This window comes from Lewinella sp. W8, assembly GCF_004375085.3.
In the GTDB taxonomy this organism is placed as follows: Bacteria; Bacteroidota; Bacteroidia; order Chitinophagales; family Saprospiraceae; genus Neolewinella.
In genome coordinates, this window is record NZ_SNAQ03000007.1 from 162,958 (window position 1) to 179,097 (window position 16,140).

General features: G+C 57.7%; 15 protein-coding genes. 11 read left to right on the top strand and 4 right to left on the bottom strand.

Features of this window, described 5'->3' with window-relative positions; genetic code table 11:
- Positions 1 to 423 precede the first annotated feature (423 nt).
- The 4 genes from E1J53_RS09970 to E1J53_RS09985 form a co-directional block, all read right to left on the bottom strand.
- Positions 424 to 1,302: a hypothetical protein gene (locus E1J53_RS09970; protein WP_134272779.1), complete on the bottom strand. Its 879-nt coding sequence runs from the start codon at positions 1,300 to 1,302 to the stop codon at positions 424 to 426.
- 245 nt (positions 1,303 to 1,547) lie between these two features.
- On the bottom strand, positions 1,548 to 2,252 hold the full coding sequence (gene rpmA, locus E1J53_RS24660) for a 50S ribosomal protein L27 (protein WP_134272780.1): 705 nt from the start codon (positions 2,250 to 2,252) through the stop codon (positions 1,548 to 1,550).
- 87 nt (positions 2,253 to 2,339) lie between these two features.
- Entirely contained in the window at positions 2,340 to 2,651 is a 312-nt protein-coding gene (gene rplU, locus E1J53_RS09980; protein WP_134272781.1) for a 50S ribosomal protein L21, read from the bottom strand.
- Positions 2,652 to 2,947: 296 nt separating this feature from the next.
- A complete protein-coding gene (locus E1J53_RS09985; protein WP_154640174.1) occupies positions 2,948 to 3,088 on the bottom strand; it encodes a hypothetical protein in 141 nt (46 codons plus the stop codon).
- Positions 3,089 to 3,544: 456 nt separating this feature from the next.
- On the opposite strand from E1J53_RS09985, the gene mraZ reads away from it, so the two are divergent.
- The 11 genes from mraZ (at position 3,545) to E1J53_RS10040 (ending at position 16,133) form a co-directional block, all read left to right on the top strand.
- Positions 3,545 to 4,018 (top strand): division/cell wall cluster transcriptional repressor MraZ, encoded by a 474-nt coding sequence (gene mraZ / locus E1J53_RS09990; RefSeq protein ID WP_134272782.1) that lies wholly within the window; start codon positions 3,545 to 3,547, stop codon positions 4,016 to 4,018.
- On the top strand, positions 4,018 to 4,929 hold the full coding sequence (gene rsmH / locus E1J53_RS09995) for a 16S rRNA (cytosine(1402)-N(4))-methyltransferase RsmH (RefSeq protein WP_134272783.1): 912 nt from the start codon (positions 4,018 to 4,020) through the stop codon (positions 4,927 to 4,929). Before mraZ ends, rsmH begins: the two co-directional genes overlap by 1 nt.
- Before the next feature lie 155 nt (positions 4,930 to 5,084).
- Positions 5,085 to 5,360 (top strand): FtsL-like putative cell division protein, encoded by a 276-nt coding sequence (locus E1J53_RS10000; protein WP_368671745.1) that lies wholly within the window; start codon positions 5,085 to 5,087, stop codon positions 5,358 to 5,360.
- A gap of 50 nt (positions 5,361 to 5,410) precedes the next feature.
- Positions 5,411 to 7,528: a penicillin-binding transpeptidase domain-containing protein gene (locus E1J53_RS10005; RefSeq protein ID WP_134272785.1), complete on the top strand. Its 2,118-nt coding sequence runs from the start codon at positions 5,411 to 5,413 to the stop codon at positions 7,526 to 7,528.
- A gap of 74 nt (positions 7,529 to 7,602) precedes the next feature.
- Positions 7,603 to 9,093, top strand: coding sequence for a UDP-N-acetylmuramoyl-L-alanyl-D-glutamate--2,6-diaminopimelate ligase (locus E1J53_RS10010; RefSeq protein ID WP_134272786.1), 1,491 nt, complete (start codon positions 7,603 to 7,605; stop codon positions 9,091 to 9,093).
- Complete coding sequence (mraY, locus tag E1J53_RS10015) at positions 9,083 to 10,339, top strand: phospho-N-acetylmuramoyl-pentapeptide-transferase (RefSeq protein WP_134272787.1); 1,257 nt, start codon at positions 9,083 to 9,085, stop codon at positions 10,337 to 10,339. Before E1J53_RS10010 ends, mraY begins: the two co-directional genes overlap by 11 nt.
- A 7-nt stretch (positions 10,340 to 10,346) precedes the next feature.
- The gene (gene murD / locus E1J53_RS10020; protein WP_134272788.1) at positions 10,347 to 11,672 is read left to right on the top strand and encodes a UDP-N-acetylmuramoyl-L-alanine--D-glutamate ligase; all 1,326 of its coding nucleotides are present in this window, start codon (positions 10,347 to 10,349) and stop codon (positions 11,670 to 11,672) included.
- The gene (locus E1J53_RS10025) at positions 11,669 to 12,829 is read left to right on the top strand and encodes an FtsW/RodA/SpoVE family cell cycle protein (protein ID WP_134272789.1); all 1,161 of its coding nucleotides are present in this window, start codon (positions 11,669 to 11,671) and stop codon (positions 12,827 to 12,829) included. The genes murD and E1J53_RS10025 overlap by 4 nt, the downstream gene beginning before the upstream one ends.
- Complete coding sequence (gene murG / locus E1J53_RS10030) at positions 12,819 to 13,952, top strand: undecaprenyldiphospho-muramoylpentapeptide beta-N-acetylglucosaminyltransferase (RefSeq protein WP_134272790.1); 1,134 nt, start codon at positions 12,819 to 12,821, stop codon at positions 13,950 to 13,952. Before E1J53_RS10025 ends, murG begins: the two co-directional genes overlap by 11 nt.
- A complete protein-coding gene (murC, locus tag E1J53_RS10035; protein WP_134272791.1) occupies positions 13,952 to 15,331 on the top strand; it encodes a UDP-N-acetylmuramate--L-alanine ligase in 1,380 nt (459 codons plus the stop codon). The genes murG and murC overlap by 1 nt, the downstream gene beginning before the upstream one ends.
- Positions 15,324 to 16,133: a cell division protein FtsQ/DivIB gene (locus E1J53_RS10040; RefSeq protein WP_134272792.1), complete on the top strand. Its 810-nt coding sequence runs from the start codon at positions 15,324 to 15,326 to the stop codon at positions 16,131 to 16,133. Before murC ends, E1J53_RS10040 begins: the two co-directional genes overlap by 8 nt.
- Positions 16,134 to 16,140 lie beyond the last annotated feature (7 nt).

Sequence of the window (16,140 nt, forward strand, 5' to 3'; positions counted from 1 at the left end):
TGATGTTCAATCGAAAGTGATCCACGCGGTGTCAATGGTATCAGCCCGCGTATCAATTAAATGGATCTTGTCCGCTGTATTGAATAGGACGTAAAGGTACAAAAAAAGCCACACGCGCCCCCGGAGTGGTTTGACTCCTCATAAAGACATGGTTAGGATAGCTGGCCTGGTTCGGTAATCCCCTTGTCTCCCGAAGGAGAAACCCTGACAAGTCAAAGGGTCTGAGGCCCGCCCTAGACAGGCCGAAGTCACTTCCTAATTTATATAAACTGTAGGGTCAACCAATGGTCGGGACGTCGTGTGGTGCTGAAATAACGTTTAGCCAGATATATTGTTGGGAATCCAAAGGGATAAATGAGTACTCCCCACCAACGCAAGTGCATTGGCGGGGAGCCGGTCATCAAACTTAGTCTTTTGGGTAACCTACAGCTCGATGGGGTAGACAAACTCCCCTACGGTAACGGTGGCCTGATTATCACAGCTGCCGTCACCAAAGTCGAGCACGGCGGGCGTGCCTTCCAGGAAGGCAAAGTCAAACACCAGTTTGCCGGAGGTTTTGTGGCGGCAGTCGAGTTCTCCGCGTACGGGTACTTCGGTGGTGATGGAGAAGACCTCACCGGTGACGGTGGTACCGCTGGCCACGTAGGTTTCGTCGTACTCGTCGTCGAAGATGCCGGCCAGTCCGGCGTTGAAGAAGTTGGTTTCCTGTCCTTCCACCTGGACGCTGCGCCAGTCGTGGGTGTAGGTCAGCACCTGTACTTCGTCCCGAAAGAACACGGCGTCCTCGACCACGCTGGAGAAGGATTGGCGACCGTCTTCGTCCAGCCCCGTGTTGCTGACGACGTAGGTGCCGCTAAGGCGGGTGTTGTCTACGGAGAAGTCGGCAAAGCTCAGGGCGATGTCCGTTCCGGCGGAGAGCAGCAGGCCGTTAAAGACGGCCGTGATGCTGCCGTCCAGCAGACGGCCTTCATCGTTGCAGCCGTCGTAGGCGAGGCCCAGCGTAGCGGGGAAGAAAGTCTCCGGGGTACTGGTAAAGGTGACGGCGGGGCAGGTCAGGCTCTTGCCCAGGCTGGGGACTTCGGGTTTGTCCCCGGTGAGGTTGCCCAGTTCGGGCTCCTGACTGGCGTTGATCTGGGTCTGGTCGTAGCCCGTCTGAAGGGCCGCCTGGCCGTTGAGTACTTCGGCCACGGCTTCGCTGGCCCGTTGGGCGTCGGTTTCGGAGACGTTGCTGGGAGCAATTCGGTCTTCCTCACAGGCAAAGATCAGGAAGCACAGGGCAAAAAGGGATAGGTAAATACGCATATTGGTTGGTTTTGGGTTTTGTATCCAGTTGTTCAGTGGCAAAAGAAACGTATGCCCGTCACCGAGGGTATTTCCATTCTGTTAAATCGGGGGTGAACCGCCTTAAAAGTGGGCTGAAGTGACCACAAGCACCTTGGCCAGTCCGTTGCGGGGCGCTTTTCGGAACCGTTGTGGTAGGGGGACCAACAAAAAAATCCCGATCAGGCAAGCCTGACCGGGATTCGGTATTCTAATAGCGGAGGGGTTTATTTTCCGCCGTCGAGTTCTTCCTGCAGCTTGACGAGCTCGTCCCACTTGGCGTCAGCCGCCAGGCCAGCCTGCTGGGGCCAGGTACCGGGGTTGTGCATGCGGTAGCGAGGGCCGGCAGCGTCCAGGATTTCCTGGAGCTTCTCTACGGGCGTTTCGCTGAGTTCGCGCCAGGTCGTGATGCCGGCGTCGTTGCAAAGGCCAGCGATCTTGGGACCGATGCCTTCAACTGCCGTCAGGTCGTCCTGCTTGATCTTCTTGCCGTTGGGCAGCTCGATCTTGCTGGAGCGTGATTTTTTCTTGGGCGCTTCTTCGGCGGGAACCTCCGCTACGGCCTTTGCGGGCGTAGCTTCTACTGGGGCTTCTGCCTTCGGAGCTTCTGCTTTGGGAGCAGCTTTCTTTGCGGGGGCGGCCTTCTTGGGGGCGGGAGCAGCGGGAGCTACTTCAGCACCGGCGGGAACTACGCTCACGTACATGCGGTTGCGGTAGCTCTTGCGGAAGGCGATCGTACCGTCCACCTTAGCGTGGATGGTGTAATCTTTACCCATATAAACGTTTTCACCGGGGTGGTACTTCGTACCGCGCTGGCGGATGATGATGTTACCGGCTTTAGCGGTCTGACCACCAAACAGCTTAACGCCAAGGCGTTTCGATTTACTGTCGCGGCCGTTATCCGTACTACCTACACCTTTTTTGTGTGCCATGGTTTTTTCTTTTGGCATCCCGCACCGGGCGGGAAAATGAACAAAGGGATTTCGTGATACCGCCGGGAGGCGGTACGAGACGGGGGCTTAGCCCGCGATCGAGTCGATCTTCAGTTTGGTGAACTGCTGACGGTGACCGTTCTTGACCTTGTAGCCCTTACGGCGCTTCTTCTTGAAGACGACAACTTTGTCACCCTTCACGTGATCAAGGACGGTGGCACCTACGCTGGCACCTTTAACATTCGGCGTGCCGACGGTTACGCCACTGTCACCAGACAGCAGGTGTACCGCGTCAAAGTTGACGTTGCTGTCAACCTCGGCTTCTAACCGGTGGACGAAGATCTCCTGACCTTCCTCTACTTTGAATTGCTGACCGGCTATGGTTACGATTGCAAACATTGAGAAATGTGTTTAATTGGGGGCGCAAAGGTAAGGCATTCTTTTTTCTTAACCAAGGCTTTACGGAATTCCGGCCCAGAGAATTAGGGCGACGGCGCGCAGGTGCCAAATACGTTTCGGAACAGCAGTGGTAGCCGGTATTCTCGTTTCGGGTTGTGCTGATGCGGAGCCTATATATTATGGTCTCCGGAGTTCCTTGCTTTCTGGCCCTGACCCGGCACCCGTACCGGCTGCCCCCAAAGAATTAGGTCGAGCCACCGCAGGGCATTGAAAAGGAGGGGAAGAACCGTCCCGCCTTACTCCTCCTGCTGCATAAACCGAAACACGAAAGTCAGTACCCCCACCACAAAGAGGATGATCAGGATGAAAACCAGCCAGGAGGTAAAATCGCCGTTCCCACCCAGCAGGGAGGGGAATTCCAGTAGAGTAAGTCTCATGGAAGGAAAACCCCTGCTGACGGCTTTGGTTGTCGTCCCGGAGAAAAGTTAGCCCGGAAAAGCGGTGGAATAGTTTTGCCCACAAAAGTTGATTTTGTCGTATTGTTTAGAACAAAATTGGGTATCTTGTGGGGGATTCGGTGCGCAAGTGTACTAATTGTACACTTTTTACCACCCCGATTACCACTTTCTCCCACCCGCTATAGTCCGTTGATTAGAACTGGTTTGGTGAAAAAATGGGGAAGAGTGGGGGATCGAAGCTAAATTTTGATCGCAAAAAGAAGATTTGTTACCCGTTTTGATGCAAATAGTTGATATAAATAGACGTTGGCGTATCCCGGGTCGGGGGTGCTTGAAATAAAATAGTGAAATTTTGTGGGCAAAAGTGGGAACTTGTGGGAATAGGTCTTACCTTTACTTCCACGACGGGATAAGTGTATCCCGTTTTAACCGCTTATGGCACCACAGTATGACTTACTTGGCGAATATGAAGTTACCCTTGACGCAAAGGGGCGCTTCCGTATTCCCAGTGGTCTGCTGAAAAACCTGGGCGACCGTGATACGCTGAAGTTTGTAGTGAATCGTGGCCTCGGCAACTGTCTGGCCCTTTACCCGAAACCGGTATGGGACGAGATTAAGCAGGAGGTGGACGCACTCAACAAAAACAACCAGCAGAACCTGCGTTACGTCAGGGCCTTCTATCGCGGCGCCACCGAGGTGGTTCCTGATTCGGCCGATCGACTCCTGCTTCCCAAGCGGTTGGTCAGTTGGGCGAAAATGGAAAAGAACCTCGTGATGACGGCCATGAACGACAGAATTGAAATATGGGCGGAAGCCGAATATGACCTTTACCTCGAGCAGGAGCCGGATGATCTGGCCGCGCTGGCGGAGGAAGTGCTCGGTGATTCTCCGCGGGAAAACGATCTGTAATGGATTACCACATTCCCGTACTGGCTCACGAATGCGTGGACTACCTGAATCTCCGCCCCGGAGGAATTTACGTTGATGTAACCTTCGGTGGGGGCGGGCACAGCCGCCTCATCCTCGAACGGGCCAAAAATGCTGAGATACGCCTGTTCGGATTTGACCAGGATGAGGAAGCTCGGGCCAATGCACTCGCCGATGACCGTTTCACCTTCGTTGCCGCAAATTTCCGCCACCTGCGCAACTACCTGCGCCTGCACGGAGTAGACCGTATCGACGGGCTGCTCGCCGACCTGGGGGTTTCCAGCCACCAGTTCGATCAGGCCGACCGGGGGTTCAGCTACCGCTTCGATGCGCCGCTGGACATGCGTATGGGGAAAGCTGCCGACCGCACCGCCGCCGACGTAGTCAACCACTACGCCGCCGAGGAGCTTCAGGCCGTTTTCGGGGAGTACGGAGAAGTGCGCAACGCCCGCACCCTGGCTTTGGCCGTCGCCGAGGCAAGGGAGCAGCAGGAGATCGTCACGATTCAGGACTTTTTGTCCATCGTCGATCCACTGGTAAGGGGAAACCGGGCGCGCTACCTGGCACAGGTGTTCCAGGCGCTGCGGATTGAAGTCAACGACGAGATCGGCGCACTTACTGATTTATTGGCGCAAGCCACCGACTTACTGATACCAAACAAAGGTCGACTCGTCGTGATTTCTTACCACTCCCTGGAAGACCGCATCACGAAAAATTTCCTCAAAACCGGCAACGCGGAAGGCAAAGTCATCAAGGACTTTTACGGGAAGATTGACCGCCCGTATAAAATCCTGACTAAGAAACCCGTCTTGCCGAGCGCCGAAGAAATTCAGCGCAACTCCCGGGCCCGGAGTGCTAAACTCAGGGTAGGGGAGCGGATTAGTGATGATTGATTCGTCGGCTTAGGTCGTCCTGCTTCGTCAGGAATCGAGATGAGCCCCGGATTCAGGCATCACGACTGATTTTTACGGAAGGCGGTTAAGGCCGGCTTTCAAAAAGGTGTGAAACAATGGCAGCAGCAAAACGCCGGGGGGCAAACACGATTAACGTGCCCACCCTTATTCTGAACAATTTGGGCTACCTCGCTTTCCTCGGCGGGCTGGCCCTGCTGTACATCGCTAACGCCCACTACGCGGAATACAATGTCCGCCGCATCCAGGTCCTGGAAGAGGAAATCAAAGAACAACGCTGGCTGTACATGTCGCTGCAGAGCGAAAATATGTACAACGGACTGCGCTCGGAAGTCGTAGAGAACGTCCGGGACGAGGGACTGCGGATGCACCGCGGAAAACCCAAGAAAATCGTCATCCCCAGCAAAAAATAAATTCACTCACAAGCCTCAAACCTTAATCCTAACTCCTCAATCCTCCCTCCGTGGCCCTCAATTTTAAAGACGAAGTACTGGTACGCATTTACGCCATCCTGGCGTTGATCGTCGTGCCCGTGGCGGGCCTGCTGATGTGGCGAACGGTAGAGGTGGCGGTCGTGAAGCAGGCCGAATACCAGCAAATGGGGCGGGAGTATTTCCGGGAGCGGACCGTACGGGCCGAACGCGGTAATATTTACAGCCGCAACGAAAACCTGCTGGCTACTTCGGTGCCCTACTTCAGTCTGCATTTTGATCCCTTCGTGGCGCCCCCGAAGGTGTACTACGATAATCTGGATAGCCTGGCCTACATGCTTTCCCTGTACGTAGACAGCGGATTTACGGTTGGTGCCTGGCGCGACAGCCTCATTGCCATGCGGGACAGTCTTAACAAGCCCGCCCGCCACTATTACAAGATCGCCGAAAGCGTGAGCTACCGGGAGTTGCAGCAGATCAAGCAATTCCCGATCTTCAACCGCGGACGCTTGAGCGGTGGTCTGATCGTGGAGAAAAGGGACGAAAGAAAACGTCCCTTTGGCTGGCTGGCCCGCCGGACGATCGGCAAGAGCGTAGATGGCCGCAAGGTCGGCATTGAGGGAGCCTTTGACGAGGCCCTGGCCGGGAAAAGCGGTAAGGAAGAAATGTTCCGGGTGGGAGACGGCCTGTGGCTGCCGACCAACAACCTGGCCATCGTGGAGCCCACGGCGGGGTCCGACGTATACACCACGCTGGACGTCAACATCCAGGACATCACCGAAAATGCCCTGGACCGGGCCGTGCGGGACCATGCCCCCGACTGGGGATGTGCCATCGTGATGGACGTCAAGACCGGCGCCATCCGGGCGATGGCGAACCTGGGCAAGAACACCAGTGGTACGGACTACTTCGAGATGTACAACTACTCGATCGCCATGGCCACCGAGCCCGGCTCCACCTTCAAACTGGCCACCATGATGGCCCTGCTGGACGATAATAAGGTGAGTCTGGACAGCGAAATCGACATCGAGAACGGGGTGAAGGAATTTTACGATCGCACCATCGAAGACTCCAATCCCCTGAGCCGCAACTGGCGGGTAATTAGCGTCCGGGACGCCTTCGAGCAATCCTCCAACGTCGCCATGGCCAAGCTGGTGGATAGCCTCTACTCGGACAACGAGTTCTCCCTGAAGCTGCAATCCTTCCACCTCAACGAGAAAACGGGACTGGAAATCGAGGGGGAGGCGCAGCCCTTCATCAACGATACGACGTCGAGCACCTTCTCCGGGGTGTCCAAGGCCTGGATGGCTTTCGGGTACGAAAGCCGCCTGACGCCGCTGCAGACCCTCACCTACTTCAACTCCGTGGCCAACGGCGGTAAGATGATGAAACCCTACCTGGTTAATGAAGTGCGCCGGGAAGGAAAGACCATCCAGGAGTTCAAGCCCACGGTGATTGACGAACAAATTGCCGGTCAGCGCACCATCGAACAACTTCGTACCCTCATGGAGGGCGTGGTGGAACGCGGTACGGCCAAGAAACTGAAAACGGACCAGTACCGCTTTGCGGGCAAGACGGGCACCAGTCAGCAGAACTACGGTAAGCGTCGCCGCAAAAAGGAATACCAGGCCAGCTTTGCCGGCTACTTTCCGGCGGAGAATCCGATCTACAGCATCATTGTGGTCATCTACAATCCGCGCCGCGGAGGATACTACGGTGGTGAGGTGGCCGGCCCCGTCTTCCGGGAAATTGCCGACCGGATTCACAACAGCATGATCGAGGTCCACGAGCCCCTCAACCAGGGACCACGGCCGGTTCTGTACGCCAGTCAGCTTCCCAACCGGGATGCGGGCTATCTGCCCGAAATCGTGGAGGTGCTCGATTACGTGAACGTCGACGTGGACAGCCTGCCAAACACCAAATTGGTGGTGGTGGACGCCGGCGACGAGCAGGTGGACATCAAGCCCATCAATCCCGCTTCCCAGAAGTTTCCGAACGTCCGGGGAATGCGGCTGCGCGACGCCATCTATGTACTGGAAAATGAAGGCTATCGGGTTCACCCTCAGGGGGTTGGCCGGGTAACTGATCAGAAATGGCACCTGGACGGTCGCGGTCAGCGCGGTCGGGACGTAACCCTAATTCTTAACTAAACAGCATCATACTCCCAATCAACGATCGGCGACCCGCCGATCCCTTTTTCTGAGATTATTGCAACCTGATTACCATGCAGCTCACTCAACTCATCGATCGCATTTCGCCACTGGCCGTTTCCGGCCGGGTGGAAGGTCGTGAGGTGAGTGGGCTTGCCTTTGACTCCCGCAAAGTGGCGTCCGGTGATCTGTTTGTGGCCGTTCCCGGCACTCAGGTAGACGGGCATGATTTTATCGAGCGGGCGATCACCGCAGGTGCCGTGGCCGTGGTCGGCCAGGCCCTGGAGGCCTGGGAGCAGGAAGCAAAGAATAATGAGGATCACCCGGTAATGATCCGGGTGGCCAGTTCGGCCACCGCCCTGGCGCAATTGGCCGATACCTTCTACGGTAGTCCGAGCCGCGACCTCAAGCTGGTGGGCGTGACGGGCACCAACGGAAAAACAACCGTAACGACCCTGCTGCACGACCTGTTTACGGCCCTCGGATACCGGGTGGGTTTACTGTCCACAGTGGAAGTTCGGATCGGCGAGGAAAAGGTGGTGGCTACCCACACTACCCCGGACGCCCTGGCCATCAACGCCAACCTGGACGCGATGCGCGAGGCGGGCTGCGACTACGTATTCATGGAGGTCAGCAGCCATGCCGTGGATCAGGACCGGATCGTCGGGCTCCGGTTCCGCGGAGGTGTTTTTACCAACATCACTCACGATCACCTCGACTATCACCAGACCTTCCGCAACTACCTCAACGCCAAGAAGGCCTTCTTTGACGGACTTCCCGCCACGGCCTTTGCCCTCACCAACCTCGACGACAAGAACGGAGCGGTGATGCTACAGAACACTTCCGCCACCAAGCGGGGCTACAGTCTGCGCAAACTGACGGACTACCGGGGCAGAATCCTGGAGAATTCTCCCCAGGGATTGCAACTGGAAATCAACGGTACCGAGCTGTTCACCCGACTGCTGGGCCGCTTCAATGCCTACAATCTGGTGGCCGCCTACGGAGTGGCCATGGAACTCGAGCAGGAACACGACGAGGTGTTGCTGGCCATCAGCCGGCTCTCCGCCGCTCCGGGACGTCTGGAACACGTGACCGATCCCGCTGGTGCCCTGACGGCCATCGTGGATTACGCCCACACCCCGGATGCCCTGCGCAACGTGCTGGAAACCCTGCGGTCCCTGATGGGCGCCGAAGGGCGCATCCTCTGTGTCGTCGGCGCCGGTGGCGACCGCGACCGCACCAAGCGGCCCGAAATGGCCCGCATCGCCGCCACCATTTCCGACCAGGTGATCCTGACGAGTGACAATCCCCGTTCTGAGGATCCTGAAGCGATCCTGAACGACATGGAAGCCGGAGTGGATACGGCTCTGCGCCCCCGCACCCTGAGAATTGCGGACCGCCGCAGTGCGATCCGTACGGCGGTGCAGCTCGCCCGCACGGGAGATCTGATTCTGGTGGCCGGCAAGGGCCACGAAACCTACCAGGAAATCAAGGGGCAACGTTTTCCCTTCGACGATAAAGCTGAACTTCTTCAGGCCCTAAACACACGCGCCCATGCTAATTAGTCTCATGGAATGGTTGGAAGGTGTTCTGGGGGATTATCCCGGAGCGGGACTGCTGGACTTCCTGAGCGTGAGGGCCGGCGTGGCCATCATCATCTCCCTGCTGATCAGCATGGTGACCGGGCGGCGCATCATCCGGCTGCTGCAGCGGCAGCAGATGGGAGAGTCCATCCGGGATCTCGGTCTTGAGGGGCAGCAGCAGAAGGCAGGAACGCCCACCATGGGCGGGATCATCATCCTGCTGGCCATTCTCGTGCCCTGTTTACTGATGGGCCGCCTGGACAATATTTACCTGATCACCATGCTGGTGGCTACCGTCTGGATGGGGCTCATTGGCTTTACGGATGATTACCTGAAAATCAAGCGCAAGAACAAGGACGGCCTCGCGGGTCGCTTCAAGATCATGGGGCAGGTGGGGCTCGGCATCTTCATCGCCGCCATTATGCTGTTCAGCGAGCAGGTGACGGTACGGATGGACGTAGCCGAAGCCGAAGCGGCCGGGCTTAGTGTGGAAGACCAGGTGGGAGCACCCGCTACCACCGTCCTGGCCAACGGAGAAACCGTTATCCGGGCCAACTACCGCACGACCATCACGAATGTTCCCTTCGTAAAGGACAGCATTCTGGCCTACGAAAACATCTTCGGTATCGGCCGACAGCTCGTCTGGATTCTTTTCGTGCCCTTCATCGTATTTGTGGTGACGGCCATTTCCAATGCCGCCAACCTTACCGATGGACTGGACGGCCTGGCCACGGGAACCTCCGCCATCGTGGCGGCTGTGCTGGCCGTATTCGCCTACGTGAGCAGTAACGCCATTGCCGCGAATTATCTGGGGATTTTACATCTTCCCGGCACCCAGGAACTGGTCGTTTTCAGTGGTTGCCTGCTGGGGGCCTGTCTGGGTTTCCTCTGGTACAACAGCTTCCCTGCCTCCGTCTTCATGGGGGACACCGGATCGCTGGCCCTGGGGGGCGTGATTGCCGCCCTGGCGGTCCTGCTGCGCAAGGAACTTCTCCTGCCGCTGCTGTGCGGGATTTTTGTCGTGGAGAACCTCTCCGTGGTCCTGCAGGTCGCCTACTTCAAATACACCAAAAGAAAATACGGAGAAGGGAAGCGCATCTTCCTCATGTCTCCGCTTCACCACCACTATCAGAAACAAGGCATGCCGGAAACCAAGATCGTGATCCGCTTCTGGATCGTCGGTTTGTTGCTGGCCGTGGCCACCATCCTCACCCTCAAACTCCGCTAATCCTAGTATGTCTGCTGCCGCCTACATAGTTGTTTTGGGAGCCGGAGAGTCCGGAGCCAGCGCGGCGCGCCTCGCGCGCCGCAAGGGGCATCGTGTCTTTGTCTCCGATGCCGGAGCGGGACAGGAACGCTACCTCGAAGAACTGCGGCAGGACGGCGTGGAGTTTGAGACCGGAGGACACACCGAAGACCGCATCTTTAGCGCCGATCTGGTGGTGAAAAGCCCCGGGATCCCCGATTCGGTACCCATGGTCGAACGTCTCCGGGCGGAAGGAATCCCCGTGATTTCCGAGATTGAATTTGCCTTCCGCTACGCTCCGCGGGGAGCCAAGATCGTCGGCATCACCGGCAGCAACGGCAAGACCACCACCACCATGCTGACCCATCACCTGCTGGACTTTGCGGGACTAAAGGCAGTAGCCGGTGGAAACCTCGGGGACAGCTTTGCCCGCCTGCTTCTGGAAGACGAAACGCCCGATATTTTTGTCCTGGAGCTGAGCAGTTTCCAGCTGGACGGCATCGAAAAGTTCCGCCCCGACATTGCCGCGGTGCTGAACATTACCCCCGATCACCTCGACCGCTACAACTACGAGATGGAGCGGTATGCCGACGCTAAACTGCGGATCAGCATGGCGCAACGCCGGGATGATCAACTGTTGCTGCTCCGCGATACCGAGGTCATTGAACCTGCGCTCCGTCGCCGTGATGCGCAAAGCCAGCTCACGACCATTGACGCCACGGACCTAAATGGGGACGGCTTGCTGGTGGACGGCTTTGAATTTAGCCTGCAAACGGGCTTGCTCCGCGGAAAGCACAATGCCCTCAACGCGCTCTTTGCCATCCGAATCGCCCTGATGCTGGGCGTGACGGAGCAGGAAATCCAGCTGGGGCTGGACAGCTTCTCCCCCGCGCCCCACCGCATGGAAGTGGTACCCACCGCGGACGGGCGTACCTGGATCAACGACAGTAAGGCCACCAACGTGGACGCCACCTTCTTTGCCCTGGACGCCACGGAAGAACCCACCGTCTGGATTGCGGGCGGAACGGATAAGGGCAACGATTATGATCTGCTGGTCGAGACCGTTCGCGGTCGGGTCCATACGCTGATTTGTCTGGCCATCGATGCGAAAAAACTACGCAAAGCCTTTGCCGGAGTGGTGCCTCAGATTCACGCCACGCACAGCATGACCGTGGCCGTGCAGCTGGCGGGATACTACGCTGAGGCCGGGGACCGCATTTTGCTGAGTCCGGCTTGCGCCAGTTTTGACCTGTTTAAAAATTACGTGGATCGTGGAGACCAGTTCCGCGAGGCCGTTAAAACCCAGCACGCATGAACATCTCTACACGCATAGCAACGGAGCTGCGGGGAGACCGCGTGATCTGGGCCGTAGTCGTTCTGCTGGCCATCATTTCCATGCTTTCCGTTTTCAGTTCAGCCTCTACGCTGGCCTACGAAAAGCGGGCCGGAGAGGTCGGTTACTACCTGTTCAAGCACGGGGTGATTCTCGGTGCCGGACTGGTGATCATCTACATTTGCCACCTGCTGGCCTATACGAAGTACTCTCGGTGGGCCCCGGCCATGATGGTCATTGCCGTGGCCCTGTTGCTGGTCACCAATACCTTCGGGGTGGAGATCAACAGCGCCAAGCGCTGGATTGAAATACCCTTCATCGGGCTTACTTTCCAGGGGTCTGACTTCGCCAAGCTGGCCCTGATCATCTTTGTGGCCCGATCCATCGGCTCCAAGCAGGACGTCATCAAGGACTTCAAAGAGGCCTTTGTTCCCATCATCCTGCCGATACTGTTGATCTGCGCCCTCATTGCCGTAAACGACTTGTCGTCGGCGGTGATGCTGTTCTTCATCTGCATCCTCATGATGATCGTTGGGCGCGTAGCGCTGCAGTACATCGTGATGCTGATTCTGCTGGGTATCTGCGTATTCAGCCTGATGGTGATGATCGGAGCCCGGTATCCGGACCTGCTGCCCCGGGCCAAGACCTGGGAGAACCGCCTGGAAACCTTCATGAACCCCGAACTGGCAAGCAATGACGAACGCTACCAGATCACCAAGGCGCAGATTGCCATGGCCAACGGAGGGATCATCGGGGTAGGGCCCGGAAATTCTACCCAACGGAACTACGTCCCCAGTGCCCACGCGGACTTCATCTACTCCATCATCGTGGAGGAATACGGGGCCATTGGGGGCTGTGCCGTAATTCTGTTGTACGTGCTGCTATTCTTCCGGATAGTACGCCTCGTTACCCGAAGCTCAAAAGCCTTCGGGGCGATGGTGGCCCTCGGAATCGGTTTGGCCCTGCTCCTGCAGGCCTTCTTCAACATTGCCGTAAACCTCGACCTGTTGCCCATTACGGGACTAACCCTGCCCCTGATCAGTATGGGAGGAACGAGTATTTTATTCACCTGTGTGTCGTTCGGAATCATTCTTTCCGTGTCGAAATACATCGAAGCCGTAACCGCCGATGCAACCTAAGACAGTAGCCCATAGTGCGCCGCTGCGGGTACTCGTCAGCGGTGGAGGTACGGGGGGACACATCTTCCCGGCCATCGCGATTGCCGACGAACTGAAGCGTCTGCGGCCCGATACGAAATTCCTCTTCGTCGGTGCTCTGGGAAAAATGGAAATGGATAAGGTTCCCCAGGCGGGCTACGAAATCCGCGGTCTGTGGATCTCGGGTCTGCTGCGCAAGCTGACGCTGGATAACCTGAGCTTTCCCTTCAAGGTGGTACACAGCCTGTGGACCTCCCGCAAAATTATCAAAGAGTTCCGCCCGGACGTGGCCGTGGGAACGGGAGGCTACGCCGGTGGACCGGCGCTCTTTGCCGCCGCCAAGATGGGAGTGCCTACGCTCATTCAGGAACCCAACGCCTTCGCCGGACTGGCCAATAAGTGGCTGGGTAAGCACGTGGATAAAATCTGCGTGGCCTTCGAGGGAATGGAACGTTACTTCCCGGCCAGTAAACTTGTAATCACCGGCAACCCGGTGCGGGAGAACATGCTGGAAAAGGCCCTGGAGCTCTCCGCAAGCCGGAACGACCAAGCTCCCCAAACGGTCTTCCTCATGGGCGGTAGCGGTGGGGCACGTTCCCTGAACGAGGCCTTGCGGGACAATACAGAGTTGCTGGCGGCGCGTCCGCAGGTGCAGTGGTTGTGGCAGTGTGGCAAGCATTACTACGAAAGCTTCAAAGACTGTGCTTCCGCCCAGCTGCCCAACGTTACCATCACGGCCTTCGTGGACGACATGGCCGAAGCTTACGCCGCCGCGGACCTGGTCATTGGCCGGGCGGGTTCTACGACCATTGCCGAAACGCAGTACCTCGGGAAAGCCGCCATCTTCGTGCCTTCCCCCTGGGTAACGGAAGACCACCAAACGAAAAATGTACTGGCCCTCACGGCCAAAGACGCCGCCGTTTACGTCAAAGACGTCGAAGCACAACGGACCCTCATCCCAACGGTGTACGAGTTGCTGGATGATGATGCCCGCAGAAGGGGACTGGGACAGCGCGCGGCCGAGATGGTGCAGCGCGACGGTGTGCACCGGATCGCCCAGGAAGTCCTCACCCTGATTTCTTCACCCACCCCAAGTACGAACTGATGCAGTTAGCGGACATCAAGACGGTATACTTCATCGGCATTGGCGGCATCGGCATGAGTGCCCTCGCCCGTTACTTCAAGCGGCGCGGACTGAGTGTGTCCGGCTACGACCGTACCGAGACCCCGCTCACCCGGGCTTTGGTGGAGGAGGGTATTCCGGTCCATTACGAGGCCCGGCCGGAGGCTATTCCCCCGGCGGGACCCGATACCCTCGTGGTGTATACGCCGGCCGTGCCCGCCAAGTTTCCGGAGATGCTCAAAGTCACGGAAGGCGGATATTCAGTATTGAAGCGCGCTCAGGTCCTGGGGCTAATCAGCCGGGGAATGCAGTGCGTGGGTATTGCCGGCACCCACGGCAAGACCACTACGACAACAATTACTACCCACCTGATGAAGACCGCCGGGCTAGAGCCCTCGGCCTTCCTGGGGGGCATCGCCCGCGACTTTGCGGGGAATTACGTTCACGGTGCCAGCGACTGGGTGGTGGTGGAAGCCGACGAATACGACCGGAGTTTCCTGAACCTCAATCCGGAAATTGCCGTCATCCTGTCCGTTGACCCTGATCACCTGGACATTTACGGCGACCACGGGCAAATGCTGGAAACGGGCTTCCGGGCCTACGCTCAGCGCGTACAGCCGGGAGGTCGGCTACTTGTACGCCACGATGTGGTGCACCACTTCGAAGGGTTGGAAAACGTTCACGCCCAAACCTTCGGAGTAGGAGCCGGCGACTACTGCGCCCAGAACGTCCACGTACGCGATGGTGCTTTTCACTTCGACCTCCGGGATCCCCTGGGGCACGTAATCAAGGACATTCGCACCGCCCTTCCCGGGCGACATAACGTGGAGAATGCCGTTGCCGCCTGTGCGGTGACCCTCCTGGCCGGAGGCACGGAAGACGCTCTGCGGAAGGGCCTGGCCAGTTTCCGGGGGATCGCCCGCCGGTTTGAGACCGTCCTGCGGTCCGATAAAATCGTGATCGTCGACGATTACGCGCATCATCCTACGGAACTGGAGGCGGCCATCGGGGCTGCCCGGGAACTGTATCCCGGCAAAACTATCCGGGGAGTATTTCAGCCGCATTTGTTCAGCCGGACCAAAGACTTTGCGGCCGGCTTCGCCCTGGCCCTGGATGAACTGGATGAGGCCATCCTGATTCCTATCTATCCGGCCCGGGAAGAACCCCTGCCCGGAGTGAGCTCCCAGCTGATTTACGATAAGATGCGGTTGACGAATCGTCGACTGCTCTCCGACGAGCAAATGCTCGAAGCCACGGCGGAACTAAGCGACGGCGTATTACTGTTGTTAGGTGCCGGTGACATTGATGCGCTGGTCCCTAAAATCGTTGACCAACACCAAAAACCCGTACAACATGGCTAGGAAGAAGCAAAAACTTTCGCTGGGCCTGCGGCTGCTGCAGGGCGTCCGCACCTACGGATGGATTGGCGTGGCGCTGATCGTCGGGATGCTGGCCATTTCGGCCATCACGGCCCGCGAAGCCAGCCACGTGGTGACCGTGGCCCCGGTGGTCTTACCCCTTCCCGACGGCGAAGCCCTGGTGACCGAAGCTGAACTGCTCGATCTGCTGAGCCGCTCCTTCACCAAACCGATGGATGAGTTGAGCCTGGCCGACATTGACGTGGAGCGAGTAGAGCGTGTGCTGGAGGGACAGGCCTTCGTGGCGGATGCCGATGCCTACGTCGACGCCAAACTGCAACTGAACATTGAAGTGACGCAGCGGGTCCCCCTACTGCGGGTGATCGCCAATAACTCCCAGAATTACTACCTGGACGAAAACGGCGTGCGGATGCCACTCAGTGATACCTATACCGCCCGGGTACCCGTCGTGACCGGGAACGTGGTGGTATGGTCCCGCAACTTCATGGAAGACGAAAAACACCAGCTTACCGAATTGGTGGAGCTGGCTCATTACCTGCGGCAAGACGAATTTCTCGACGCCCTCGTGGAGCAGATTTACGTCAACAACCAGGGAGAATTGATCCTGGCTCCCAAAGTGGGGGATCAGATCATCTACCTGGGCCGCTACGACAAGACAAAAACACCGGCGCGGCTGCGCCGGCTAAAAACCTTTTATCGGGAAGGATTACCCTACGAAGGGTGGCGCAAATACTCCAGTTTTGATTTGCGCTATTCGGACCAGGTCGTCGCCCGAAAAAGATAAAGAAGCA

Bases quoted from the DNA above. Each gene is read 5' to 3' on its own strand.
- murC (WP_134272791.1), top strand. From the start codon at position 13,952: ATGCAGTTAGCGGACATCAAGACGGTATACTTCATCGGCATTGGCGGC.
- mraZ (WP_134272782.1), top strand. From the start codon at position 3,545: ATGGCACCACAGTATGACTTACTTGGCGAATATGAAGTTACCCTTGAC.
- rsmH (WP_134272783.1), top strand. From the start codon at position 4,018: ATGGATTACCACATTCCCGTACTGGCTCACGAATGCGTGGACTACCTG.
- murD (WP_134272788.1), top strand. From the start codon at position 10,347: ATGTCTGCTGCCGCCTACATAGTTGTTTTGGGAGCCGGAGAGTCCGGA.
- mraY (WP_134272787.1), top strand. From the start codon at position 9,083: ATGCTAATTAGTCTCATGGAATGGTTGGAAGGTGTTCTGGGGGATTAT.
- E1J53_RS09970 (WP_134272779.1), bottom strand. From the start codon at position 1,302: ATGCGTATTTACCTATCCCTTTTTGCCCTGTGCTTCCTGATCTTTGCC.
- murG (WP_134272790.1), top strand. From the start codon at position 12,819: ATGCAACCTAAGACAGTAGCCCATAGTGCGCCGCTGCGGGTACTCGTC.
- rpmA (WP_134272780.1), bottom strand. From the start codon at position 2,252: ATGGCACACAAAAAAGGTGTAGGTAGTACGGATAACGGCCGCGACAGT.
- rplU (WP_134272781.1), bottom strand. From the start codon at position 2,651: ATGTTTGCAATCGTAACCATAGCCGGTCAGCAATTCAAAGTAGAGGAA.
- E1J53_RS10040 (WP_134272792.1), top strand. From the start codon at position 15,324: ATGGCTAGGAAGAAGCAAAAACTTTCGCTGGGCCTGCGGCTGCTGCAG.
- E1J53_RS10025 (WP_134272789.1), top strand. From the start codon at position 11,669: ATGAACATCTCTACACGCATAGCAACGGAGCTGCGGGGAGACCGCGTG.
- E1J53_RS10010 (WP_134272786.1), top strand. From the start codon at position 7,603: ATGCAGCTCACTCAACTCATCGATCGCATTTCGCCACTGGCCGTTTCC.
- E1J53_RS09985 (WP_154640174.1), bottom strand. From the start codon at position 3,088: ATGAGACTTACTCTACTGGAATTCCCCTCCCTGCTGGGTGGGAACGGC.